This is a genomic window from Nocardioides ganghwensis, from assembly GCF_014779655.1.
Lineage (GTDB): Bacteria > Actinomycetota > Actinomycetes > Propionibacteriales > Nocardioidaceae > Nocardioides > Nocardioides ganghwensis.
Genome location: NZ_JACXYX010000009.1, coordinates 123,600 through 147,752 on the forward strand (window position 1 = coordinate 123,600; position 24,153 = coordinate 147,752).

At 72.5% G+C, this 24,153-nt stretch carries 23 protein-coding genes; 12 read left to right on the forward strand and 11 right to left on the reverse strand.

Annotation, left to right across the window (positions count from 1 at the left end; genetic code table 11):
* Window positions 1–67 precede the first annotated feature (67 nt).
* Window positions 68–1,525: a phospholipase D family protein gene (locus tag IEZ24_RS12565; protein ID WP_242498416.1), complete on the reverse strand. Its 1,458-nt coding sequence runs from the start codon at window positions 1,523–1,525 to the stop codon at window positions 68–70.
* Between the two features lie 56 nt (window positions 1,526–1,581).
* On the opposite strand from IEZ24_RS12565, the gene IEZ24_RS12570 reads away from it, so the two are divergent.
* The 5 genes from IEZ24_RS12570 (at window position 1,582) to IEZ24_RS12590 (ending at window position 6,459) form a co-directional block, all read left to right on the forward strand.
* Window positions 1,582–1,821 (forward strand): hypothetical protein, encoded by a 240-nt coding sequence (locus IEZ24_RS12570; protein WP_129454194.1) that lies wholly within the window; start codon window positions 1,582–1,584, stop codon window positions 1,819–1,821.
* A gap of 76 nt (window positions 1,822–1,897) precedes the next feature.
* Window positions 1,898–4,483 carry a nitrite reductase large subunit NirB gene (nirB, locus tag IEZ24_RS12575; RefSeq protein WP_129454195.1) on the forward strand — a complete coding sequence of 862 codons (2,586 nt, stop codon included), beginning with the start codon at window positions 1,898–1,900 and terminating at the stop codon, window positions 4,481–4,483.
* The gene (gene nirD / locus IEZ24_RS12580) at window positions 4,480–4,878 is read left to right on the forward strand and encodes a nitrite reductase small subunit NirD (protein ID WP_318151921.1); all 399 of its coding nucleotides are present in this window, start codon (window positions 4,480–4,482) and stop codon (window positions 4,876–4,878) included. Before nirB ends, nirD begins: the two co-directional genes overlap by 4 nt.
* Window positions 4,875–5,987, forward strand: a complete 1,113-nt coding sequence (locus IEZ24_RS12585; protein WP_129454196.1) for a uroporphyrinogen-III synthase — start codon at window positions 4,875–4,877, stop codon at window positions 5,985–5,987. Before nirD ends, IEZ24_RS12585 begins: the two co-directional genes overlap by 4 nt.
* A 328-nt stretch (window positions 5,988–6,315) precedes the next feature.
* Entirely contained in the window at window positions 6,316–6,459 is a 144-nt protein-coding gene (locus IEZ24_RS12590) for a hypothetical protein (RefSeq protein WP_165356022.1), read from the forward strand.
* Window positions 6,460–6,465: 6 nt separating this feature from the next.
* Here IEZ24_RS12590 and IEZ24_RS12595 read toward each other — a convergent pair whose 3' ends face one another.
* The 9 genes from IEZ24_RS12595 to IEZ24_RS12635 form a co-directional block, all read right to left on the reverse strand.
* Entirely contained in the window at window positions 6,466–7,983 is a 1,518-nt protein-coding gene (locus IEZ24_RS12595) for a sodium/solute symporter (RefSeq protein ID WP_129454197.1), read from the reverse strand.
* The gene (locus IEZ24_RS12600; RefSeq protein ID WP_129454198.1) at window positions 7,980–8,381 is read right to left on the reverse strand and encodes a hypothetical protein; all 402 of its coding nucleotides are present in this window, start codon (window positions 8,379–8,381) and stop codon (window positions 7,980–7,982) included. The genes IEZ24_RS12595 and IEZ24_RS12600 overlap by 4 nt, the downstream gene beginning before the upstream one ends.
* Window positions 8,382–8,391: 10 nt before the next feature.
* Complete coding sequence (locus tag IEZ24_RS12605) at window positions 8,392–9,105, reverse strand: LytR/AlgR family response regulator transcription factor (RefSeq protein ID WP_129454199.1); 714 nt, start codon at window positions 9,103–9,105, stop codon at window positions 8,392–8,394.
* A complete protein-coding gene (locus IEZ24_RS12610; RefSeq protein WP_129454200.1) occupies window positions 9,102–10,229 on the reverse strand; it encodes a sensor histidine kinase in 1,128 nt (375 codons plus the stop codon). The genes IEZ24_RS12605 and IEZ24_RS12610 overlap by 4 nt, the downstream gene beginning before the upstream one ends.
* Window positions 10,230–10,259: 30 nt before the next feature.
* Window positions 10,260–11,663, reverse strand: coding sequence for a calcium-binding protein (locus tag IEZ24_RS12615; protein ID WP_129454201.1), 1,404 nt, complete (start codon window positions 11,661–11,663; stop codon window positions 10,260–10,262).
* Between the two features lie 70 nt (window positions 11,664–11,733).
* Window positions 11,734–13,008 (reverse strand): calcium-binding protein, encoded by a 1,275-nt coding sequence (locus IEZ24_RS22370; RefSeq protein ID WP_129454202.1) that lies wholly within the window; start codon window positions 13,006–13,008, stop codon window positions 11,734–11,736.
* Window positions 13,009–13,102: 94 nt separating this feature from the next.
* Window positions 13,103–14,476, reverse strand: a complete 1,374-nt coding sequence (locus IEZ24_RS12625; RefSeq protein WP_129454203.1) for a calcium-binding protein — start codon at window positions 14,474–14,476, stop codon at window positions 13,103–13,105.
* Between the two features lie 79 nt (window positions 14,477–14,555).
* On the reverse strand, window positions 14,556–15,407 hold the full coding sequence (locus IEZ24_RS12630; protein WP_129454204.1) for a class I SAM-dependent methyltransferase: 852 nt from the start codon (window positions 15,405–15,407) through the stop codon (window positions 14,556–14,558).
* Window positions 15,408–15,443: 36 nt separating this feature from the next.
* Entirely contained in the window at window positions 15,444–16,754 is a 1,311-nt protein-coding gene (locus tag IEZ24_RS12635) for a hypothetical protein (protein WP_129454205.1), read from the reverse strand.
* An 84-nt stretch (window positions 16,755–16,838) separates the two neighbouring features.
* Between IEZ24_RS12635 and IEZ24_RS12640 the strand changes: the two genes are divergently transcribed.
* Entirely contained in the window at window positions 16,839–17,558 is a 720-nt protein-coding gene (locus tag IEZ24_RS12640) for a Fic family protein (protein ID WP_129454206.1), read from the forward strand.
* Window positions 17,559–17,806: 248 nt separating this feature from the next.
* On the opposite strand, the gene IEZ24_RS12645 is transcribed toward IEZ24_RS12640, so the two are convergent.
* A complete protein-coding gene (locus tag IEZ24_RS12645; protein ID WP_129454207.1) occupies window positions 17,807–18,604 on the reverse strand; it encodes an HAD family hydrolase in 798 nt (265 codons plus the stop codon).
* 133 nt (window positions 18,605–18,737) lie between these two features.
* Between IEZ24_RS12645 and ssd the strand changes: the two genes are divergently transcribed.
* From ssd to IEZ24_RS12675, 6 genes are all read left to right on the forward strand, one after another.
* The gene (gene ssd, locus IEZ24_RS12650; protein ID WP_129454208.1) at window positions 18,738–19,751 is read left to right on the forward strand and encodes a septum site-determining protein Ssd; all 1,014 of its coding nucleotides are present in this window, start codon (window positions 18,738–18,740) and stop codon (window positions 19,749–19,751) included.
* Entirely contained in the window at window positions 19,748–20,401 is a 654-nt protein-coding gene (locus IEZ24_RS12655) for an ATPase, T2SS/T4P/T4SS family (RefSeq protein WP_129454209.1), read from the forward strand. Before ssd ends, IEZ24_RS12655 begins: the two co-directional genes overlap by 4 nt.
* A gap of 16 nt (window positions 20,402–20,417) precedes the next feature.
* Window positions 20,418–21,923: a recombinase family protein gene (locus IEZ24_RS12660; protein ID WP_129454210.1), complete on the forward strand. Its 1,506-nt coding sequence runs from the start codon at window positions 20,418–20,420 to the stop codon at window positions 21,921–21,923.
* A gap of 416 nt (window positions 21,924–22,339) precedes the next feature.
* Entirely contained in the window at window positions 22,340–22,687 is a 348-nt protein-coding gene (locus tag IEZ24_RS12665) for a hypothetical protein (protein ID WP_129454211.1), read from the forward strand.
* A gap of 408 nt (window positions 22,688–23,095) precedes the next feature.
* Window positions 23,096–23,419 (forward strand): hypothetical protein, encoded by a 324-nt coding sequence (locus tag IEZ24_RS12670; protein WP_129454212.1) that lies wholly within the window; start codon window positions 23,096–23,098, stop codon window positions 23,417–23,419.
* Window positions 23,420–23,546: 127 nt separating this feature from the next.
* On the forward strand, window positions 23,547–23,990 hold the full coding sequence (locus tag IEZ24_RS12675; RefSeq protein ID WP_129454213.1) for a hypothetical protein: 444 nt from the start codon (window positions 23,547–23,549) through the stop codon (window positions 23,988–23,990).
* Window positions 23,991–24,153 lie beyond the last annotated feature (163 nt).

Sequence of the window (24,153 nt, forward strand, 5' to 3'; positions counted from 1 at the left end):
TAAACTGACCACTGTCAAGGGGGCAGGCGGTGCCGACCTCCTTCGGCGAGCGGATCACCGCCCTCCGCTAGAACTCCGTCGTCCCCCGCAACCGCCGCGGTCGGCCGTCCGGGTCGTACACGAGGCGGTAGGCGGGCCGCGCCCACACCGTCGTACGCCGCGCCAGCCGGGGCGGCTCGTGCACCTCGATGCGGCTCCCGGGCACACCGACGCGCGAGGCCCAGAGGCGCACCGGGTCGTCGAGGTCGGTCAGCCGCGCATCGTCCTCCGGCAGGCCGAGGTGCTCGGCCCAGAGCGATCTTCGGAGGTCGCGCGGCAGCAGGCCGTCGGGGTCGACGACGGCGCACGTGAGCTCGGAGTCGTGGGTCCAGGAGCGGAGGTTGAGGTTGTCGGAGCCGATCGTCATCCACTCGTCGTCGACCACGCACACCTTGGCGTGGACGTAGACCGGCGTGCCCGCGGCGTTGTGCAGGTCGAACATCGCGAAGCGGTCGCCGCCGGCCTCCTTGAGCCGCTCCCACGCGATGCGCTGCCCGTGCTTCATCGGCGGACCGGCGACCCTGCCGTCCTCCTCGGGGAAGCGCGGCACGACGGCGATGACCTGGAGGCCGGGCTCGCGGCGCAGCGCGTCGGCGAGGGTCGCGGCGACGACGTCGGACCAGAAGTACTGGTCCTCCACGTAGACCAGCCGCCGGGCGCGGTCGAAGGCCCGCGAGTACGCCCGCGCGATCGACCGCTCGCCGTCTGGCGCGAACGGGTAGCGGGGCCGCTTGAACGGGTAGGTGCGCAGGATCTGGACCTGGTGCCGGCCGGCAGGGGGCGGGGGGTCCCACCGCTCGGGCAGCCGCTCGGGGCGGCGCGGCATCCGGGCGATCCGGTGAGCGGCGGCGCGGTACGGGTTGCGGTGGTCGAGCGGCGTCGGGTCGTCCCACCGCTCGGCGAAGGTGTCGAGCACATGGGCGACCGCCGGCCCGCGGATCTCGGCCATCGCGTCGTGCCAGGGCGGAGCGTCGCCGTAGTGGTCGTCGAGCGGCGCCGCCTGCGGGTCACCGGCGTGCGTGGCGTCGTCGCGCCGGCTGTAGCAGAGGTCGATCCCGCCGACGAAGGCCACGTCCTCCTCGGGCTTGCCCCTGCGGCGCACGACGAACAGCTTCTGGTGGTGCGAGCCGCCCTTGCGCACCCGCTCGTCGAGGAGCGCCTCGCCGCCGCACTCGTTGATGATCCGGCCGAGGTGGCTGTTCTCCTCGCTGTTGAGGCGTCCCGGGTGCGAGCGCCACATCAGGGCCCGCACCTCGACGTCGCGCGCCGCCGCGGCCCTCAGCAGCTCGGCGACGGTCGGCCCGTCCTCGGTGAGCCGCTCGTCGGAGTCGCCGCGCCAGTCGGTGAAGAAGATCCGGTCTCCGGCCCCCGTCGCCTCCACCAGCTCGACCAGCCGGGCGAAGTAGGCGGCGCCGTGCACCCGCGGGACCACCAGGTTGCCGCTGGTCCAGGGCCGCTCCGTCTCCGGCAGGAACCACTCGCTCACCCGCCCACGCTCGCACCCGAGCAGCCCGCATGTCGACGGTGTGCCACCCTCAGGGAGTGGCTGGAACCCGTGCCCTCACCACCGACACGCTCGGTGCGTGGCTGTTCAAGGCCACCGGCTCGGAACCCTCGACGCAGGCGCACCTGCGGGCCGGCTTCGCCGACGCGGAGTCGTGGTGCGTGCGACCGACCTACCGCACCGACCCGGTGGACGCCGGCAGCAACCCGTCGTACGTCACCCGCGACCAGCTGCGCGTGCTGGCGCTCCTCTGCCCGGAGCTGGCCGAGCAGGCGTGAGGTCGTGCCGGCCAGTTTTCACGCCCGAAACATTCCGGGAAGCCGCAGACAACATCCGCTTCCTACCGTCATCGGCATGGCTACAGGCAAGCGTCAGCGGATCGTCGTCGTCGGGCACGGCATGGTGGGCCACCGGTTCGCCCAGGCCGCCGTCGAGCGCGGTCTCACCGAGACCCACGACCTCCTGGTCTTCGGCGAGGAGCCGCGGGAGGCGTACGACCGGGTCGCCCTCACCAGCTGGTTCGGCCAGGGCTCCGACGCGCTGTCCCTGCTGCCCGGCGGTGCGTACGACGACCCGCGGGTGCGGCTGGTCCTCGACAGCGTGGTGACGGAGGTCGACCGGGTCGCGCAGACCGTCACCGTCGTCTCCCCGCCGTCGGCGGTGCCCGACCTGCTGTCGAACCCGGGTGCCGTCACCGTGCACGAGTACGACGTCCTGGTGCTGGCCACCGGCGCGGCGCCGTTCGTCCCGCCGGTCGAGGGCCGTGGCAAGGACGGCTGCTTCGTCTACCGCACGATCGAGGACCTCGAGGCCATCAAGGCCGCCAGCGAGAGCGCGACCAGCGGTGTCGTCATCGGCGGCGGGCTCCTCGGCCTGGAGGCGGCCAACGCGCTCGTGCAGCTCGGGCTCGACACCCACGTCGTCGAGATGGCCCCCCGGCTGATGCCGGTCCAGCTCGACGGCGCCGCGGGCTCCACGCTCGTGCGGCACATCGAGAAGCTCGGGGTGAAGGTCCACACCGGTGTCCTCACCGAGGAGATCGAAGGGGGCGAGGCGGTCACCGGCCTGCGTGTGAGGCAGGCCGGCACCGACGAGGGCGCCCCGACGGACGTGATTGAGACGCAGGTCGTCGTGTTCTCCGCCGGCATCCGCCCCCGCGACGCGCTGGCCCGCGAGTGCGACCTCGAGGTGGCCCCGCGCGGCGGCGTGCTGGTCGACGAGCAGTGCCGCAGCGCCGACCCCCGCATCTTCGCGATCGGCGAGTGCGCGGCACCGGGCGGCACGATGTACGGCCTGGTCGCGCCGGGCTACACCATGGCCGAGGTCGTCGTCGACGCCCTCCTCGACGGGCCCGGCGCCTTCACCGGCGCCGACATGTCCACCAAGCTCAAGCTCCTCGGCGTCGACGTGGCGAGCTTCGGTGACGCGTTCGCGACGACTGACGGCGCGCTCGAGCTGACCTACTCCGACGCCGTGGCCGGCGTCTACAAGAAGCTGGTGGTGAGCGAGGACGGGACCCGGCTCCTCGGCGGGATCCTCGTCGGCGACGCGTCGGCGTACGGGGTGCTGCGACCGATGGTCAGCAGCGGGATGGCGCTGCCCGACAACCCCGAGCAGCTCATCCTCCCGGCCTCCAGCGGCGTGCAGATCGGCATGCCCGACGAGGCGCAGGTCTGCTCGTGCAACGACGTGACGAAGGCCGACATCCTCCACGCGCTGACGGACGAGGCCTGCGAGAGCGTCGCCGACGTCAAGCAGTGCACGCGGGCCGGGTCGACCTGCGGGTCGTGCGTCTCGACGGTCAAGAACATCATCGAGGACCACTTCGCCAGCGTCGGCAAGGTCGTCGACAAGGGCCTGTGCGAGCACTTCCGGCTCACCCGGCAGGAGCTCTTCGACGTCGTCGCGGTGCACGGCTACCGGCGCTTCGACGACATCGTCGAGGCCCACGGCACCGGCCGCGGCTGCGACATCTGCAAGCCCGCGATCGCCAGCATCCTGGCCAGCCAGACCAGCACCCACATCCTGGAGCCCGTGACCGCCGAGCTGCAGGACACCAACGACAAGTACCTCGGCAACATCCAGCGCAACGGCACCTACTCCGTCGTCCCGCGCATCCCCGGCGGCGAGATCACCCCCGAGAAGCTCATCGTCATCGGCGAGGTGGCGCGCGACTTCGGGCTCTACACCAAGATCACCGGCGGTCAGCGGATCGACCTCTTCGGTGCCCGGATGGAGCAGCTGCCGGTGATCTGGAGGCGGCTCGTCGACGCCGGCTTCGAGTCCGGGCACGCCTACGGCAAGTCGCTGCGCACCGTGAAGTCGTGCGTCGGCTCGACCTGGTGCCGCTACGGCGTCCAGGACTCGGTCGGCCTCGCGATCGCGCTGGAGCTGCGCTACCGCGGCCTGCGCAGCCCCCACAAGCTCAAGGGCGGCGTCAGCGGGTGCGCGCGCGAGTGCGCGGAGGCGCGCGGCAAGGACTTCGGCGTCATCGCGACCGAGAAGGGGTGGAACCTCTACGTCGGCGGCAACGGTGGTGCGACCCCGGCCCACGCCCGGCTGCTCGCCGGCGACCTCGACACCGCCACGCTGGTGGCCTACCTCGACCGCTTCCTCATGTACTACATCCGCACCGCCGACCGGCTCCAGCGCACGTCGACCTGGATCGAGCAGCTCGAGGGCGGGCTCGACCGGGTGCGTGAGGTCGTCGTCGAGGACTCCCTCGGCCTCGGTGCCGAGTTGGAGGCCGAGATGGCACGACACGTCGGCGGCTACGAGGACGAGTGGCGCGCGACGCTGGAGGACCCGGCCAAGCTCGAGCGCTTCGTGTCCTTCGTGAACGCGCCCGGCACCCCCGACCCGTCGATCGCCTTCACCACGGAGCGCGACCAGATCCAGCCCATCGCCCCGGCCCTGATCCCGGTCGGAGCGCCCGCATGAGCACCGTCACCGACTCCACTCCCGATGCCATGACCCCGGACTCCATGACCCCGGACTCCATGACCCCGGACTCCATGACCCCCGTCTGCGCCGTCGAGGCGATCCCGCTGGAGGGCGGGGTGGCGGCGCTCGTCGGCGGGGCGGCGGTCGCGGTCTTCCGGACGTACGACGGCTCGGTGTTCGCGATCGGCAACGTCGACCCGTTCAGCGGGGCCTCGGTGCTCTCGCGAGGGATCGTGGGCAACCGCGGCGACGCTCCCGTGGTGAGCTCACCGATGTACAAGCAGGCCTTCGACCTCCGCACGGGCCAGTGCCTCGACGACGACAGCGTGCGGGTGCCGGCGTACGCCGTCTCGGTCGTCGACGGCGTCGTGCACGTCGGGGGCGTCACGTGAGCGCCCGCCCGCTCGAGGGCTTCCGGATCGGGGTCACCGCTGCTCGCAAGGCCGAGGAGCAGGTGGCCCTGCTGGAGCGTCGCGGTGCCACGGTCGAGTGGGCCGCGGCGCTGTCGCTCGAGCCCAACCACGTCGACCTCGCCGAGCTGCTCGCCGCGACCAAGGAGGTGCTGGTCGGCCCGGTCGACCTGTTCCTGGCGACCACGGGCATCGGCATGAAGACCTGGCTGTCGGCGGCGTCCGAGGCGGGGCTGTACGACGAGCTGGTCGCCGCGCTCGGCGCCGCGGAGATCCTCGCGCGCGGCCCGAAGAGCGTCGGCGTGCTGCGAGCCAACGGGCTGCGCGAGCTGTGGGCGCCGGAGTCGGAGTGCTTCGAGGACGTCCTCGCCCACCTGCGCGGCCGCGACCTCACCGGCAAGCGGATCGTCGTGCAGGAGCACGGCCAGTCGCTGTCGATGGCCGCGCACGCCCTGCGGCGGCAGGGGGCCTCGGTGGTCACAGTGCCGATCTACCGCGTCGCCTCGGCGGACGACCCGTCGCCCATGTTCCACATGATCGACCTCATCGCCGACCGCGAGCTCGACGCCGTCACCTTCACCTCCGCGCCGGCCGTCGGCGCGCTGATGGAGGCGGCGTACTCCGTCGGTCGCCGCGACGACGTGGTCTCCGCCTTCCAGTCCGACGTCGTCGCCTCCTGCGTGGGACCGGTCACCGCGGCGGCCTTCGAGATGTGGGGCGTCCCGACGATCGTCCCCGAGCGCTCGCGCCTCGCCGGGATGGTCAAGCAGCTCGAGACCGAGCTGCCGACGCGGCGCGACGGGGTCGACGTACGCCTCGCGGACGGGCAGACCCTCATCGTGCACTCCGACTCGCTGCTCCTCGACGGCGTACCGGTCGAGCTGTCACCCGCGCCGCTGTCCGTGCTCCTCGCCCTGCTCGTCAACCCCGGTCACGTCGTCTCGCGGCGCGCCCTCCTGGCTGCGCTGCCCTCCGGCCAGGCCGGGTCCGAGCACGCGGTGGAGATGGCGGTCGCGCGGCTGCGGGCGGCGATCGGGACCAAGGCGGTGCTCACGGTGGTGAAGCGGGGGTACCGGCTGGCGGTGGGGTGAGCGTCGCCGGGCATGGACGGCGGGGACCGGACCGGGTCGGGCCACAGCCCCGTCAGGGGTGAACACCATGCAGGCAGTTCGCAAGCTCCCGGCGACCGACTGAGCGTGGCGCCTGAGGGTCGGACGCGTGAACTGCCGACATGGTGCACCTGTCAGCGCGGCACAGCGGCGGCCCAACGTAGGCAGTTCGCGGCAGGAGCGGTTGGGCTGAGCGTGGCCCACGCGGCGACCGGTCCGAACTGCCTGGGTTGGTGGCAGTCCAGCCCAGGGTGCGATGCTCCCGCCAACGTCTGGGAATCGAGCCGCTGACGGCAGGAGAGGAGCTCACGTGAAGCGAGACCCGCTGCGGGGGCTGCTGCTCATGCTCGTCCTCATCGGCCTGATCCTGCTGCTCAATCGGGCCTCGGACTGGTGGGACGACACTTTCGGCCCGACCGGGACGGGGCCGCGGACGGTGCAGACGACCAGGTGATCCCGGTCAGCCCCGCTCGAGCTCGACCACCTCGGGCGTGTGCAGCCGCACCATGAACCGCCCCGCGTGGGCGGGGACCGAGGCGCGGGTCAGCCGTGAGACCACGACCATGGTGACGATCGACGCCGGCACGGACCACGCGGCCGGCTGCCCGAGCAGGGCCGACGTCCAGCCCGAGGACGCCGAGGTCGCGAGGGTCCAGGCGACGGCGACGCCCGACCCCAGCCCTCCGACCAGCAGACCGGCGACGGCACCCGCAGGCGTCAGGCCGCGCCACCAGATGCCCAGCATCAGCAGCGGGGCGAACGTCGAGGCCGTCACGGCGAAGGCCAGGCCGACGGTCCGCGCGACCGCGACGTCCTGGGCGGGCAGCGACATCAGCAGCGGGACGACCACCGCGATCGCAGCGGCCACGCGGAAGGCCGCGACCCCGCCGAGGCGGAAGGACCCCCACCGCCGCCCCGTCACGTCCTGCGACAGCACGCCGGCCACGGCGATGGTGAGCCCCGAGCTGGTCGACAGGAACGCCGCGAACGCGCCCGCGGTCACGAGCCCGGTCAGCACGGCGCCCACCGCCCCGCCGACCATCAGGTTCGGCAGCTCGAGCACCAGCACGTCGGAGCGCCCCTCGACGAGGTCGGGTGCGTAGATGCGGCCGAGGGCGGCGTACACCGGCGGCAGGACGTAGAAGATGCCCAGCAGCGCGAGAACCGCGAGCGTCGTACGGCGGGCCGCGCGGCCGTCGGGGTTGGTGTAGAACCGCACGACGACGTGCGGCAGCCCCATCGTGCCGAGGAACGTCGCGACGATGAGGGAGTACGTCGTGTAGAGGCCGATGCCCCCGCCCGGCGAGGCGAGCGGGACCGACCACGAGCTCGGCGCGGCGGTCGTGGGGTCGGCCGCGCCGTCGGCCAGCCAGACGGCGAGCAGCACGAACACCGGGATGAGGAGGGCGGTGAGCTTGAGCCAGTACTGGAAGGCCTGCACGAAGGTGATCGAGCGCATCCCGCCCGGGCTCACCGACGCCAGCACCACCACCGCGACCACCAGCGAGCCGGCCCACGGCGGTGCCCCGATGGTCGAGCGGAGGGTGACGCCCGCCCCCTGGAACTGCGGCAGCAGGTAGAGCCAACCGATCCCGACGACCAGCACCGAGCAGAGCTTGCGCACGCCGCGCGAGCCGAGCCGTGCCTCGGCGAAGTCGGGGAGCGTGTACGCCCCGGAGCGCCGCAGCGGGGCGGCGACGAGGACCAGCAGGACGAGGTAGCCCGCGGTCCACCCGACGGGGTACCAGAGCATCTCCGCGCCGAAGGTCAGCAGCAGCCCGGCGACGCCGAGGAAGGAGGCGGCGGAGAGGTACTCGCCGCCGATCGCGCTCGCGTTGAGCCGGGGCCGCACGGTGCGCGAGGCCACGAAGAAGTCGCTCGTCGTGCGCGAGATCCGCAGGCCCCAGGTGCCGATGACCAGCGTGGCCAGCGACACGAGCAGGACGGCCACGAGGCCCGGCACGACGTCGGTGGTCACCGCGGGTCCGCCGGGTCCCGCTCGTCCACCGACCCGACGAGGTCGGCGAAGTCGCGCTCGTGGGCCTCGGAGCGCCGGATGTAGAACCAGCCGAGCAGCACCAGCCAGGGATAGGTCAGCACGCCCAGCAGCAGCCAGGAGAGCGGCATCTGCCCGACCCGCACGTCGTCGAGCGCCGGGATCAGGTGGAACAGCAACGGCAGCATCCCCACGGTCGCGGCCAGCGCCGCGAGGACCCGTAGCGCGAGGAACAGCTGCTCGCGGAGCAGGGAGCGCATGAACACCTCACCCAGCGCGGTCTCCGCGTCGATCTCGCGGGTGCCGGCGGAGCGTACGGAGTGGGCGCGGCGCCGCGGTGGGCCGGTGACGCGTACGCGCGGGGGCGGCTGGTCGCTCACGGCGCTGCCGTCACGTCTCACGCCTGGTCAGCACCGAGCGCAGCTCGCGGGTGTGGCGGCGGCTCACCGGCAGCTCGACTCCGCCGATCACGACGCTGACGCGGCCGCCCTCGCTGCGCACCTCCTCGACATGGGGGAGTGCGACCAGGACGGAGCGGTGGATCCGGACGAAGCCGGCCGGTGCCCACTGCTCGGCGAGCGAGGAGAGCGGCGTACGGACCAGGTGCGAGCCCTCGGCGGTGTGCAGGCGGGCGTAGTCGCCCTGCGCCTCGACGTGGGTGATCTCGGAGCGGTTGATGAAGCGGGTCACGCCGCCACGCTCCACGGGGATCTGGACGTCGCCCGACGGCGCGGGGCCGCCGGCCTCGACGACGCGGCGTACGGCCTCGGCGAGGCGCTCCTCGCGCACCGGCTTGAGGACGTAGTCGACGGCGCGCAGCTCGAAGGCCGCCACGGCGTGCTCCTCGTGCGCGGTCACGAACACCACCGGCGGCGGGGTCTTGAAGCGCGACAGCACCTGCGCGAGGTCGAGCCCGGTCAGGCCGGGCATCTGGATGTCGAGGAAGACCGCGTCGACCTCTTCCGCCTGCAGCACCCGCAGCGCCTCGGTGGCGGAGTCGGTGCCCCTCACCTCCCCGATGCGTGGGTCGCGGCCGAGCAGGAAGGTGAGCTCGTCGAGGGCGGGGCGCTCGTCGTCGATGACGAGGACCTTCAGTGCAGTCATACCTGGACCCCCGGGGCGAACTTGGGCACCCGCACGATCACCTTGGTGCCGGCGCCGGGCGCGGTCTCGACGACCAGACCGTAGTCGTCGCCGTACGCGTTGCGCAGCCGAGCGTCCACGTTGCCGAGGCCGACGGAGTCCATCGAGGCGTCACCGGCCAGCGCCTGGCGCACCCGCTCGGGGTCCTCGCCGGTGCCGTCGTCCTCGACCTCGAGCACGCACTCCTGGTCGAGGTCGCGCGCGGTGATGGAGAGCCGGCCGACGCCGTCGGCCTTGTCGGCGCTCGCCTCGAGGCCGTGTCGCACGGCGTTCTCGACGAGCGGCTGGATGCAGAGGAAGGGCACCGCCACGGGCAGCACCTCGGGCGCGATCTGGAGCGTCACCTGGAGGCGCTCGCCGAAGCGCGCCTGCTCGAGCAGGAGGTAGCGCTCCACGGAGCGCAGCTCCTCGGCGAGCGTCGTGTACTCGCCGTGGCGGCGGAAGGAGTAGCGGGTGAAGTCGGCGAACTCCAGCAGCAGCTCGCGGGCGCGGTCGGGGTCCGTACGCACGAAGCTGGCGATCGCGCCGAGGGAGTTGTAGACGAAGTGCGGGCTGATCTGCGCCCGGAGCGCCCGGACCTCGGCCTCCATCAGCCGGGTCCGCGACGCGTCGAGCTCGGCCAGCTCGAGCTGCCCGCTCACCCAGGAGGCGACCTCGTCGGCGGCTCGCACCAGCCCGCCTGTGGTGTGCGGCGCGCCGACCACGAGCGCACCGACGAGGGTGTCCTCGACGACGAGCGGGCTCACGATCGCCTGGCGCACCTCGCAGCCGCTGTTGTCGCAGACCAGGGTCCGCTCGTCGACGATCATCGTGCGCCCGGTCTCGGCGACCTGCCGGATCGTGCCGGCGAGCTGGGACCGGTGGTGCGCGCCGAGCCCGTCCCACGCGAGGAGCCCGCTGGTGTCACCCAGTCCGGCCGCCGGAGTGCCGAGCAGCGCACGCAGGTGGCCGACCGACTTCTCGGCGCTGGCGGTGGTCAGGCCCTCCCGCAACGCCGGGCTCGCCAGCGAGGCGTTGTGCAGCGCGCGGAAGGCGGCGCGGTCCGCCTCGCCGCCCAACGACGTACGCCGCCATCTCCACGCCATGGCCGGAGACTAACCCCGATCCGGGGCGGGTCAGCGCTCGCAGGACCGACGGACCTCGGCGCGGCACGTGTCCCGTCCCTGCCCGCCGAAGGCGGAGTCCCGTCCCTGCCCGCCGAAGAGCTGGTCGGTGCCGTCCCTGCCTCTCAGCTCGTCACGTCCGTCGCCTCCGTAGAGCCGGTCGGGGCCCTCGAGCCCGTCGAGGACGTCGTTGCCCGGACCGCCACGGACGACGTCGCGACCGCGCGTGCCACGCAGGTCGTCGTGTCCTCGTCCGCCGTTGATCCTCGCCTTCATGAATCGAGGACAGAAGACCCTCTCGAACCAGGTGTCGTAGTTCCGCGTGACCGTGTCGGCGCCCTTTCGGCCGCGGAGCGTGGCGTCGCAGGCGGAGAACTGCAGCGCGTTGCGTCCATCAGTACCCGCGACGACGACCCGGCGCGCGTGCAGCGTCGCGTCCTCGACGTCGGTGAGCGGGACCGTGTACGGGTCGTCGGCATCCGTCGTCAGCCTGCCGCGTCGCAGGTCGAGGTCCAGGAGGCCCGACTCCGTGCTGACGTAGACGACGTCGCGGCCGTCCCCGCCGGCGATCGAGCTGCCGGCACGTGGCGCCTCGTTCGTCACGAGGCTGTCGTCGCCCGCGCCGAAGGTCGCGTGGATCGGCCCGGAGGCCCGGCCGACGAGCTCCTCGTCGGCCGCGGTGCCGACGAACCGGAGGGAGGCGCCGTTGATGGTCCCGGTGTGGAAGGTCTCGAGACCGGTCCAGGTCGCCACGACCTGCTGGTCGACGGTGAGGATCCCGGCCGCGTTGTCGATCACCTTGGCGCCGAGCCGCCCCGTCAAGGGGGTGAACAGGTCCTCGCCGGCACCGCCGTCGATCGATCCCCCGGGCGCCATGGTCCCTCCGTAGGTGAGGCCGTCGTCGGCGGCGCCGAGGTCGATGACGTCGGGGTTGGGCTCATCGGACACGCCACTGGTGACCGAGTCCGACCCGGTGCCGCCGATGACGACGTCCTTCTCGGTGTCCGCGGGGAGTGGGTTCATGTACGCCCCGTAGGCGCTGGAGCCTGCGGCGCCTGCCTCGAAGCGGTCGGCACCCTCGCCCAGCTCGGCCTGGACGAACCACCCGGGGGCCGTGGTGGCGTCGACGACGTCGTCGCCGGCCCCGGAGACGATCGTGGTCCGTCCGGTCTGCGCTGTCCCTCCGGTCACGCAGATCACGTCGTCACCTCCCACCGTGCGGACCTGCGTGGCCCCGTTGGTGACGACGACGTCGCGACCCTCGGTGCCGGTGATCGTGGGCCCGGTGCCGACGATGGTCGCGGCCTCGCCCCGGCAGGTCTCGGCGACCGCCGTCGCGGGGGCTGGGCCGAGCAGGGCCAGGCCCGGCGCGGCCAGTCCGATCAGTGCGAGCGCGGTCAGCGGGCTGCGACGCATGGTGTCCTCCCGTGTCCTGTGTCGGTGTCCAGTGGTGTGACGAGCGAGGGCGCGGGGAAGTTGCGAGCGCTCAGCGCTCGCAGCGCCGCTCGCGCTCGGCCTGGCAGCGGTCGCGGCCGGTGCCACCGTCGGCCCGGTCGCGCCCCTTGCCGCCGAGCAGCACGTCGGCGTCGGCCTGGCCGACGAGCCGGTCGTGGCCGCGGCCGCCGACGAGCCGGTCCTTGCCGAACCCGCCCTTGAGGACGTCCTTGCCGGAGCCACCCTTGAGCGTGTCGTCACCCCGCGTGCCGGAGAGCTCGTCGTCGCCGGAGCCGCCGTTGGCCGTGAGGGTCTCCTCGCACCGGATGTCGGACTCGAAGCCGGAGTCGTACTGCCGACGCACCGAGTCGTCGCCGCCGCCGAGGCGCACCACGCCGGTGCAGGCGGTCAGGCCGATGTCGTTGGGGCCGTCGGTGCCCCGCACGGTGACGCTCGGGGCGAAGAGGTCCGCGTCCTCGAAGTCGGAGGCCGTCACGACGTAGGGCGCAGGGGCCGCGACGCCCATGGTCCCGGCGCGCAGGTCGAGGTCGATGCCGGCCTCCTCGGAGGCCATGTAGATGCTGTCGCGACCCGGCCCACCGAAGAGGCGGCTCGACGGGGTCGGCGGGGTCGGGCTGGACCAGTGGTCGTCACCGCGGCCCAGGGTGACGTCGACGGTGGCGTCGTCCGACGACGACCAGCTCACGGACTCGTCGGCGTCCGTGCCGACGAAGGTCATCCGCTGCGATCCGGTGGACTGGTCGATACCGAACCCCTCCACGCTCGTCCAGGTGGTGCGGACCTCGCCGGCGGAGGTGAAGCGCCCGACCTCGTTGTCGACGACGACGTCGCCGGGGCCGGTCTGGATCCGGATCGAGTCTGAGCCGCCCCCGCCGTGGACGGTGTCGACGCCGCCCGCGGCGTCGGGGTGGTCGAGCTCGACGAAGTCGCGGGCGTCACCGCCGAGGAAGGTGTCCACGCCGGAGGCGAGGAAGGCGTACACCTCCTGCCGCGGCGAGCCGGTCCCGTCGACGACGTCGTTGCCGTCGCCGGCCCGCACGAAGACGGGGTAGTTCTTCCCGGTGTAGGGGCCGGAGATGCAGATGAGGTCGTCGCCGCCCAGGGCGTAGACCGACCGGACGCCGTTGGTGAGGATCACGTCGGGTCCCTCCGTGCCGTCGACGCGATGGCCCGAGCCGATCACCGTCGGCGTCCTGCCCTGGCAGGTCTCGGCGGCACCGTTGGCGGCGCTCTGGCCGGTCATGGCCAGGGCCGGCGCGGTGAGGCTGATGAGAGCTGCAGCGGTCAGTGAGGTCGTACGTCGCACGGGTTTCTCCTGTGGTCGAGATCTGTGGTCGAGAGGTGAGGTCGAGAGGTGAGGTCGAGAAGGTCGGTCGAGTGGTCGTGGTGCCGGACGGCGGTCAGCGCTCGCAGCGCTTCGTGCGCTCGGCGACGCAGCGGTCCGGTCGTCCCTGGCCGCCGTCGGCACGGTCGCGCCCCGGCCCGCCGACGAGCGTGTCGGCGCCGTTGGAGCCCTCGAGCGTGTCGTTGCCCGAGCCGCCCACCAGACGGTCCGCGCCGCCGTGGCCCTTGATCCGGTCGGCGCCGGCGCCGCCGTTCATCCTGTAGCGCTCGCCGCAACCCGGCCTCGTCTCGAACCAGTAGTCGTACGCACGGCGCAGGCTGTCGCGGCCGTCGCGACCCCGTACGGTGCCCTCGCAGGCCGAGACGCCGAGGTCGTTGTGGCCGGTGTCCCCCGTGAGCGAGACGGTCCTGCCGTGGAGATCGGCGTCCTCGAAGGCCTCCACGTCCGCCCGCGACGACGACGCGCCGTCGCTGGTGACGAGCAGCTGCTCCTCCAGGTCGAGGTCGAGGTCGAGGTCGCGGTCCATGGCGTAGAACAGGTCTCGATGCGCCCCGGCGTCGACGACGCTCCCGTCGAGGAGGGTCGAGCTGGTCGTGAAGGTGTCCCTGCCACCGCGCATCGATGCCCGGACGACGCCGCGCTCGCTGTAGACGGTGAAGCTCTCGTCGGCCCCGGTGCCCTGGAGGTCGAGGTCGATCCGGTCCTCGTGCGACGCCCACACGGTGAATCCCTCGAGCCCGGTCCAGGTGAGGGTGGGCAGACCGTCCTCCGTCTGCCGGCCCAGGTCGTTGTCGACGGTGAGGGCGTGGGCGGCTGTGACGACCGAGAGCACGTCGTCGCCCGGGCCGCCGGTGACGGTGCTGCCGCCGGTGGCCGTCCCGGAATAGCCGAGGTGGTCGTCGCCGCCACCCAGGTCGATGACGTCGGTGTTGGGCGCGCCGGTCTGGCCGCTGGTGACGCTGTCGGCGCCGCCCCCGCCGAGCACCACGTCGTGGTCGGTGTCGACGTGGGCGTAGTCCGCCGAGCGCGCCCCGGTGTCGACGTGCTCTGAGCCTGCCCCTCCGTGGAGCGTGTCGGCTCCGGGACCGAGGCTGCCGGACATCGGCCAGTCCGCGGCGGCGGTGCCGTCGACGACGTCGTCGCCCGCGCCCGCGTCGATCTCGACGGGGCGGTACCCGGACCGCTGGTCCGGTCCGGTGATGCAGATCAGGTCGTCGCCGCCGAGCGCCTCCACGTCCTGGCTCCGGTTGGTCACGATGACGTCGCGACCCTCGGTCCCGACGATGTCGCGACCGGGAACACCGACGATGGTCGCCGCCTCCCCGCGACAGGTCTCCCCCGCGGCGGACGCGGGGCCGACCCAGGTGGTCGGTGCGAGCAGGGCCAGGCCGAGCAGGCCGGCGGCGGTGAGTGACGTCGTACGTCGCATGGATCCCCCGAGATGTCGTGGTCGTGCTTCCGGAGGTGTGATGCGCGCGGGGGCCCGAAGGTTGCGGACCCTTCGGACGTCAGCGGAAGTCGATGAGCAACATGTCGGTGTCGGTGCCGTCGCTCACGACCGGCCCCTCCTGCGACGGCTCGTGCTCCGGGGCGGGCCCCGTGTCGTCGCGGTCGACCACCACCGCGCGGTAGCAGCGCGTGACGTAGGGGATCTGCATGCCGTCCATGCCGCGGCCGAAGTCGTCGTAGAACGCCCGCACCTCGGCGAGGTGGCTCGCCTGCTCCTCCTCGTCCATCACCGCGAAGCTCGAGCGCGAGCGCGCCATGTCGAGGATCGTCTCGCGGTCGATCTCCTGCCAGTGCTTGAAGCTCGCCTCTTCCATGAAGCCGAAGAGGTCGCTGTGCACGAGGTGCTCCGACGACGACGTGTCGAGGTCCTGCCGGCCCAGGATGTCGCCCATCCGCCGCACCCACGGGATCCGCTCGTCGCGGCTGTTCCACACCAGCGCGACGTGACCGCCCGGCTTGAGCACGCGCGCGATCTCGGGCAGCGCGGCCTCGTGGTCGAACCAGTGGAACGCCTGCGCGACCACCACCACGTCGACCGAGCGGTCGTTGGCCGGGATCTCCTCCGCGGTCGCGACCTTGGCGCTCACCTCGGGCACCCGCTCGCGCAGCACGGCCAGCATCGCCTCGTCGGGGTCGGTCGCGAAGACCGCGTGCCCCTGGTCGACGAGCTCGCGGGTCAGCTTGCCGGTGCCCGCGCCGAGCTCGAGGACCACCCGCGCCTCGCCGCCGGCCAGCCACGCGACCGCGTCGGCGGGGTACGCCGGGCGGCCGCGGTCGTACGCCTCGGCGACGGAACCGAAGGACCGTGCGCGGTCGACGGGGGCGGGGCTGGAGGTGGGGTCGTCGCTCATCGGTGTCAGGCTACAAGCGGGCCTGCCCCCGGGTGCTCAGCGACGTGCCTCGCACCGCTTGCGCACCTCGGCCCCGCACACGTCGCGGCCCTTGGCGCCGTCCGCACGGTCACGGCCGGGGCCGCCGAGCAGCACGTCGGGACCGCGACTTCCGGTCAGCCTGTCGTTGCCGCTCCCGCCGAGCAGCCGGGCGCGCGGCTTGCACTCCAGCTCGGCGTCCTCGTCGAACTGCTCGAAGGTCGCGAGCACGTCGCGTCCGTCACGACCGTCCACCCGCGACCGGCACGCGCCGACGACGAGCTCGTTGCGCGCGGGCGTGCCGAGCAGCTCGACGTCGCGGGCCATGACCCAGGCGTCCTCGAATCGTCGCGCCGGGACCGTGACCTCGGCGGACCGCTGTCCGATCGAGAGCCTGCCCTTGCGCAGGTCGAGGTCCAGGTCCCGCTCGTCGGGCAGGGCGAGGGTGAGCTGGTCGCGTCCGCGGCCGCCGTCGTACGTCCCGCCCGCGGGCAGGGCGTCGGTCCGGATGAAGCGGAGGTGGTCGTTCCCGCCGCCCATCATGACGCGGTGGGGGGTGTCGGCACCCAGGTGGAGGTTCAGGGTCTCCGTGCGGCTGTCGCCACGGAAGGCGAAGTACCCCAGGCCGGTGGGCGCGTACACCCGGTACTCGGCGAAGCCGTCGAAGTGCAGGACGGGCTGCGCATGGACCGCAAGGGTGCCGGCACGGCCGTCGAGCGTGACGAGCTCGCCCGCGGCGGGCTCGAGGTTGAGGCTGCTGGTGCCGCCGCCGCGGATGTCCGTGGCCGCGGTCGGGATCCCCGCCCAGCTGAGCTGTCCGCTGCCCATCCGGACGTGGTCGGCGTTCGGCGTACCCGCCTGGCCCGAGGTGACCGAGTCGCGGACCCGGCCGGCCGGCCCCGTGTCGATGACGTCCCGCTCCGCGTCCGCGCCCGGGGCGACGCCGGGGATCGCCTCCTCGCCGGCGTAGACCACGTCGAAGCCCGTTGATCCCACGAACTGGTCGCTGCCCGGGCCGAGCCGCACCTGCGCGCCGAACCTCGTGGAGGTGGACGCGTCGACGACGTCGTCGCCCTCCCCGGCGTACACCTGGGAGGGCCCGCCGGTCACGCAGACCACGTCGTTGCCGCCGAGGGTCTTCACGAGGTTCGCCCCGTCGGTCACGACGACGTCGGGCCCGTCGGTGCCGGTCAGTGCCTGTCCGGGGGTGCCGACCAGCGTGGCGGGCACGCCGCGGCAGGTGCCCGCAGCAGCGGTCGCGGTCGAGGTGGTCGCCGTGAGGGCGACGGCGAGCGTCGCGGTCGTGAGCAGGGGGACGAGACGTCGCATGGGTGTCCTTCGGTCGGTTGCCGGCTTCTACCGGTCAGACGCCCGCCGGCCCCGATCGGTTGTCACGCCGTTACCGTCCTCCCCATGACCGACCCGCTCGCCTGGCTCACCGACCTCGAAGGCGTCCGCTCGGCCTACGCCGGCACCCGGGACGGGATCGACGTGATGCTGCGAGACCGCGGCCTGCGGCGTACGTCCCCCGAGCTGACCGCCGAGTCGCTCCTGCGCGGCGCCCACGCGAGCGCCGTGCTCGAGGGATCGGCATCGACGCTGGAGGAGGTACGGGCGGGGGAGGCCGACGAGATCGCCGCCGACGCCGTCCGGCTGTCCGCCTCGATGCTCGCGCTGGCGCCGCTGCTCAAGACCGCGCCGCTGCAGGCGATCGCGCGGCTGCACACGGTGGTCGCGTCCTCGTCGCTGTCGCCCGAGGAGCTCGGCCGCCCGCGTGACGCCGCCTCCGCGGACCGGCTGCGCGGGGTCGCCGAGCTGCTGCTCTCCGGCACGGAGGCGCCCGCCCTGCTCGTGGCCGCGATCGCCCACGCCGACGTCGCGACCGCGGCGCCGTTCGTCTCGCACAACGGCATCGTCGCCCGCGCCCTGGAGCGCCTGGTGCTCGTCTCCCGCGGCGTGGACGCCAAGTCGCTCGTGGTCCCCGAGGCCGGGCACCTGGCCCACCGCGCGGCGTACGAGTCCAACCTGCGCGCCTACAGCGACGGTGGGCCGAGCGGGGTGCACGCCTGGGCGCTCTACGGGGCCGAGGCGTTCGCGGCGGGCGCCGAGGCATCGCCCCTGCGCACCGCCTGACCCAGCACGTGCGAGCGGCACCCGCTCACATGGATCGGGTGCCGCCGCTGACACGTGATGCCTGGCTACCAAGCGTGCATTGTCTAATTGCTGCCTCGGGCAGATCCCGATCGGCCAGCACCCCATCGGATGGGTGGATCGCCGCGTGGGTACCTGGACCACGTGCTGCTGTGTAGTTCTGCCTCAGTTCTATCCCTGTCGCCGGCCACCTTCAAGGGTTGACTTTGGTGGCCGTCGATGGGTCCCGCTCAGGCGTCGGTGATCCGCCTGCGACGGTTGGCCCACAGGACCCCGCCGGCAGCCATGGCCCCTCCGACTGCAAGGGCGGCGAGCGTCGGCCTGGTGGCCGGCACCAGCAGCCGGCGACGCAGGGCGACCGGTCGTACGAACAGCAGGACCGGCCAGCCGCGGGTACCCGCGATGCGGCGCAGCTCCCTGTCCGGGTTCACCGCGAACGGGTGTCCGACGACCTCCAGCATGTGCACGTCGGTGACCGAGTCGCTGTAGGCGTAGCAGGCGTCGAGGTCGTAGCCGACGGTCTCGGCCAGGTGCTGGATGGCGCGCGCCTTCTCCTCGGCGTAGGCGTAGTAGTCGATGGTGCCGGTGTACTTCCCGTCGACGATCTCCATCCGCGTCGCGATGACCCGGTCCGCGCCGAGCAGCTGCCCGATCGGCTCGACGACCTCGGCACCTGAGGCGGAGACGATGACGATGTCCCGGCCGGCGGCGCGGTGCTCCTCGATCAGGGTGACCGCCTCGTCGTAGACCAGCGGCTCCACGATGTTGTCGATGGTCTCGTGGACGATCTCGCGCACCGTCGCCACGTCCCAGCCGGCGCACAGCTGCGACATGAACTCGCGCATCTTGTCCATCTGGTCGTGGTCGGCGCCGCCGGTGAAGAACATGAACTGGGCGTACGCCGAGCGCAGCATCGCGCGCCTCGAGATGAGCCCGCCCGCCTGGAACTCGCGGCTGAAGGCCAACGTGCTCGACTTGGCGATGATCGTCTTGTCGAGGTCGAAGAAGGCCGCTGTCGGGCGGGTCATGCCGCCATCGTAGGGGCCGTACGACCGCGATCGTGGGCCATCAGCCGTCCACAGGCGCCCGCGCCCGGCGCTCCTCCACAGGCCCGGGGCGTCGGCGCTGACCGGCGTCGGTGCCGACGCGGACGCTCGTCGCATGCCCGTCCTGCTGATCACCCGCTCCCCGTCCGTCCACGAGTCCGTCATCCCGCTCTGCGCGGCGGCGGGCATCGGCGCCGACGTCTGCGCCGACCCCGGCCTGTCGCTCGCGGCGTGGCGGGAGGCCGACCTGGTCCTGGTGGGGTCCGACCTCGCAGAGACCGTCGCCGCGCTCGCGCCCACGAGACGGCCCGGGGTCCACGTGGTGGGGATGCCGCCCGACGACGCCGCCTTCCGCCACGCCGTGACGCTGGGCGCCGACTCGGTGGTCGGGCTGCCCGACGGGACGCCGTGGTTGTCCGACGTGCTCGCCGACGTGGGCGAGCGGGGCTCCCCGGGCCGCCTCGTGGGGGTCGTCGGCGGCACGGGCGGTGCCGGCGCGACCACCCTCGCGTGCGCGCTCGCGCAGTGGCACGCGCGACGAGCGCCGACGCTGCTGGTGGACGGCGATCCGCTGGGGCCGGGCGTCGACCGGCTGCTCGGGATGGAGGACGTGCCCGGGGTGCGGTGGGAGGCGCTCGCCGAGACGTCGGGGCGGCTGGGTGCCGGGGCGCTGCGGGAGGGTGTTCCCCGGCGCGACCACCTCGGCGTCCTCACCTGGTCGGGCCTGCGGCGGCGGCTCGACGTGCCGACTGCCCGCAGGATCCTGCCCGCTGCCGTGCGGGGGCACGGCCTCGTCGTGGTCGACCTCGCCCGACAGGGCGGCGCCGACCTCGCCGAGCTGGCCGACCGCTGCGACGACCTCCTGGTGGTCACCCCGGCCACGGTGCCCGGTCTGGCGGCCACTGCCCGCCTGGTCGCCGGCCTCGGCCGAACCGGTCGGGCGGGACTGGTGGTCCGCCCCGGCGGTCTCGGCGACGCCGACGCCGAGCGCGTGACGGGCCTGCCGGTCGTCGCCGCGGTCGCCGACCAGCGCGGCCTCGCCGCCGCGGTCGACCGCGGCCTCGGGCCCCTGGCCGGGCGGGGCCCGCTCGCCAGGGCGGCCCGCGACCTCCTGGCGGAGGCGGCATGAGCGCCCCGACCTCCACCGCGTCCGTCCCCGCGCCCACCCCCGTCCCGATGGCGGTGCTCGACGACGTGCGCCGCCGCCTGTCCGGCTCCGCGGGCGAGCTGACCCCGCACCGGGTGGCGGAGGCGCTGCGGGCGTCGGGGTCCCCGGTCGGCGACGCGACCGTGCTCGCGGTCCACGACCTGCTCCGGCGCGACGTGCTCGGTGCCGGCCCGCTGGAGGACCTGCTCCGGCTCCCCGACGTCACCGACGTGCTGGTCAACGGCCCCGACGAGGTCTGGATCGATCGCGGCGTCGGCCTCGAGCGGGTCTCGGTGACCTTCCCCGACGACGCCTCCGTACGCCGCCTCGCGCAGCGGCTGGCCGCCTCCGCCGGGCGACGGCTCGACGACGCCACCCCGCACGCCGACGTACGCCTCCCCGACGGCACGCGGTTCCACGCCGTGCTGGCGCCCGTGGCCCGCTCCGGCACCGTGCTGTCGCTGCGGGTGCCGCGGGGCCGGGTGTGGACGCTCCCCGAGCTGGTGGCCGCGGGCGCGGTGCCACCGGACGGCGCCTTCCTGCTGGAGGAGGTCGTCGACTCGCGCTGTGCGTTCCTCGTCACCGGCGGCACCGGCACGGGCAAGACGAGGGTTGTTTCACGACGTATTTAGAGCGCACAATTGAAGGATGACCAGTCGACCCCGCAACGCGATCGTCCTCGCGCGAATCTCGGACGCCCGTGGTGACGGTCGATCCGTGTCTGACCAGGTCCGCGACGCCCGCGAGCTCGCCGACCGACTTCGCTGGGGCATTGGCCCTGACGACACCCACGTCCTGCGCGAGCCCGACACGAGCGCGTTCAAGCGGCGCAAGGTCAACGTCCCAGGCAAGACGCATCCCGAATGGCGTGTCGTCCGACCCGAGTTCAGGCGCGCCCTCGACATGCTTGTCAGTGGGCAGGCCGACGGCTTGATCGCGTACGACCTCGATCGAGCGTGCCGCGATCCTCGCGACCTCGAGGACCTGATCGATCTCGTCGAACATGCCTGTGCGGGACTGCCCGTCGAATCCGTCACCGGCTCACTACGACTCTCCACCGACGCCGACGTGACGATGGCACGTGTGATGGTCGCCATCGCCAACAAGGCCAGCCGAGACACCGGCCGACGCGTGGCGCGTGCTGCCCGGACCCGTGCGGAGAACGGAGGGCACCACGGAGGCACCCGAGCATTCGGCTATGAGAACGACGGCATGACGGTGCGAGAGGATGAGGCGAGCGAGATTCGCCGACTCGCAGCGGCGCTAGCGGCAGGAAAGTCGCTGCGCGCCCTGATCGTCGATCTCCGCGAACGAGAGGTTCCGACGGTCAGAGGCGGCGCGTGGCAGAGCAAGGTCCTCCGAGACATCCTCATGAACCCGAGGGTGGCGGGACTGGCCGTTCATCGAGGCGAGATCGTCGGGAAGGGCCGCTGGCCGGCAATCCTCGACGAGGACACCTGGCGTGCCGTGGCTGCTCTGCTGAGCGACCCCAGCCGCCGCACAACACCCGGTAACGCACCGCGCTGGCTGGGATCCGGTATCTACGCGTGCGGCACGTGCGGCGACACCCTCTACTGCTCCGGTCGAGGCGGGGGAGGGAAGGACCGCCGACCCGCCTACCGCTGTCGGAGCCACCACACCGGGCCGTCTCACGTGACCGCCGATGCGCGCGCCCTCGACCGCCACGTCATCGGCGAGCTGCTCGACCGCCTCTCGGACCCGGCAGCTCTACAGGTGCTCAACTCTCGCCACGACCCGCACGGTGAACGCGCCGCCGAGGAGGACCTCGCCAGCGCAATCGCGAAGGACGAGACGCGCATCCGCCAGTTGCGTGCCGCGCTGGCCGACCCCGACGCCGAAGACATCGACGATCTTCGGGCTGCGATCGCTACCCTCAAGGAACGCATCGCGGACCGCGAGGCACGGCTCGCCGCGGTCGCGGCGCGTCCCACGCCGTTGCGCGAGTTCACTGGCGGTCAGGACGCCGCTGAAGTCTGGACGAGCCTCGACCTCGCACGCCAGCGCGACATCCTGCGGCTGCTGGCTCGCGTCACGGTCAAGCCGTCCGGGCCGGGACGGCTGCCGAACAGCCTGAGGCTCCCGGATGGGACTTACCGCATCCCGCCGGAACGCGTGAGAGTCGAGCCGCTGTAGACCCTGTCAATAGGTTGACGGCGCGAATTTCAGCGTCATGGTGTCCCCCCGCGTTGCAGGGCGTTCCGTGACCCGATGAGGGCCGAAAACCGGGGTGACACTGTGATCCGTGACCAGCGTCCCTCGAGCTGACGCCCGGCGTCGAAGCCCAGCTCCAGCGCTGGTCACGCACGCCCGCTCGGCCTCCGTCGGGCGTCAGTCCTTCACCGTCGAGGAACTTCGTGCCGCGCGAGACGAGGCGCGCGCCCGACGAAACTCGCCGCCGCCTCTATCTACGTCTCAACTGGCAAGGCTCTCGTCGATCGTCGCTAGCAACGGGAGCGGGTGATCAAGATGGGGCGCGCACACGATCCACACCAGCCGTCGCCGTCCACCGCGCCCCGGGCGGTGACGGCTGGCGTGCCTGTAGAAGAGTCATGACCTGGGCCAAACTCTCCGACGACTTCGGCGACGCTTGCGCCGACCTTTCGGACGCCGCGTTCCGTACCCACGTCGAGGGCCTGCTGTGGGCGATGCGTCGCGAGACCGGCGGGGATCTCTCGCCACGCGACATCCGCCGGTTCGTCGAGACTGCTGACCCCGCCTCGGCGATTGCCGAACTGGTTGCGGCCGGGTTCTGGCAGGAGACCCAGACGGGCTGGCGCATCACCCACGCGATGGGCGATCAGCCGACGCCGGACGAGATCAGGGCACGCAAGGCGCAGGCTGCCGCGCGATCGAAGGCCTACCGGGCCCGCCGCATAAGCAACGGCCGTAACGCATGACGTCGCGCATTACGCCACGCGTCACGTCACGCGTCACGTCTCGCATCACGTCACGTCGCGCGTCACAGGACCCCGTCCCGTCCCGTCCCGCCCCGTACCCGGTCTTATCTGGGCTTCTGGCACTGCCCGCCCGCAAGGCCCAAACGCGCACGCGCGCCTGCGACGGCTGGCAGCCGCACGATGAGTCGTGCCGCGTCTGCCGCGCGAGCGAACGCGAGTGCGACGCGCGCCGAGAACGCCTCGGACTGCCGTGCTGCCAACTGTGTGAGCACGACGAGGACCCCCGGGGGAGGGGCACCGGTTGCATCGGCGCAACAGCGGCCCAGCCTGCGTCGGGCGGCATTCCCGGTGACAAGTAACCCGACCGGGATCCGGAATTCGCATTTTTCTGATTGGGAGGAACGCTCGATGACCAAGAAGAAGCCGCAGGACGGCGATGACCTCGCCGACCTGGCACACGTTCTGCCGCCCGTGCCGTCAACGAACGCGCCGCGTCGATTCGTGTCGACGGAGTCCGGGATCGCGGTCCTGCAGAGTGGCGGGACCGTCGAAGAGGCACTGGCAGCCGACGACGCGCAGGACGCTCGGTGGGCGGCGCGGCTCGCGGCCGAGGCGCAGGAGGCTGCCGACCGAGCGACGAGACGTCAGCTGGACATCGCGGAGCGGAGGATGCGTCTCGCTGACCGATTGCGGCGCCAACGGGCGCGCGAGCAGGGGCAGGGGTCGTCGTGATTACGTCGCCAGACGCCGCCAGCCTCGATCTGATGGGCTTTCAAGGCGCCCCATGTGTGATCGGGCGGGCGGACTTGCCGCGTCAATTCAGCGACAAGCCGCGCTTGTCGCGCGACGGGAGCGCAGGATGATCCCGCCAGCCCTGCTCGACGATCTGGCCGAACGCTTGGCCGCGTGCCACGGGATCGACCTTCTGGCTCTCAAAGCCATGTTCGAGCGCATCGCAGATCGTTGCGAGCTGCCCCAACGTCGGCTCGCGCTGGCGATGGCTACTGCATGCGAGCACGAGTGGAACAGATGGATGAACGGGCAGGCATACCGCCTCGACGGCGTCGTCGAGGCCATCGAGGCGCTGCCGGACTCAGACCTCCACGAGGCGATGGAGGCGCACCAGCGGCTGTTCCACGACGACGGACGACTCGACGAGCGACGCCACCGGATGTATGCCTGCTTGGGGCAGATGCTGCGCTACGAAGCGAGCGAGCGACGACGAACGTATCGGGCTCTCGACCGCGACGCCGCGAGCGACCGGGTGACGGGCTGGTGGGGCGATGTCCCAGGTGAGGCGTAGGGTTTGAGATGTCGGTGACGAGCCGATGGCGCGACCACGGGTGACGAGCCCGCAGCGAGCGTCCCGCGTGACGAGCGCGGAATGGACTCCGGCAGGAGTCGAACTGCAGGGAACTCCCAGGCCCTGCTGGGCCGTGGCGACGAGCCGCGACGAGACCGCCGAC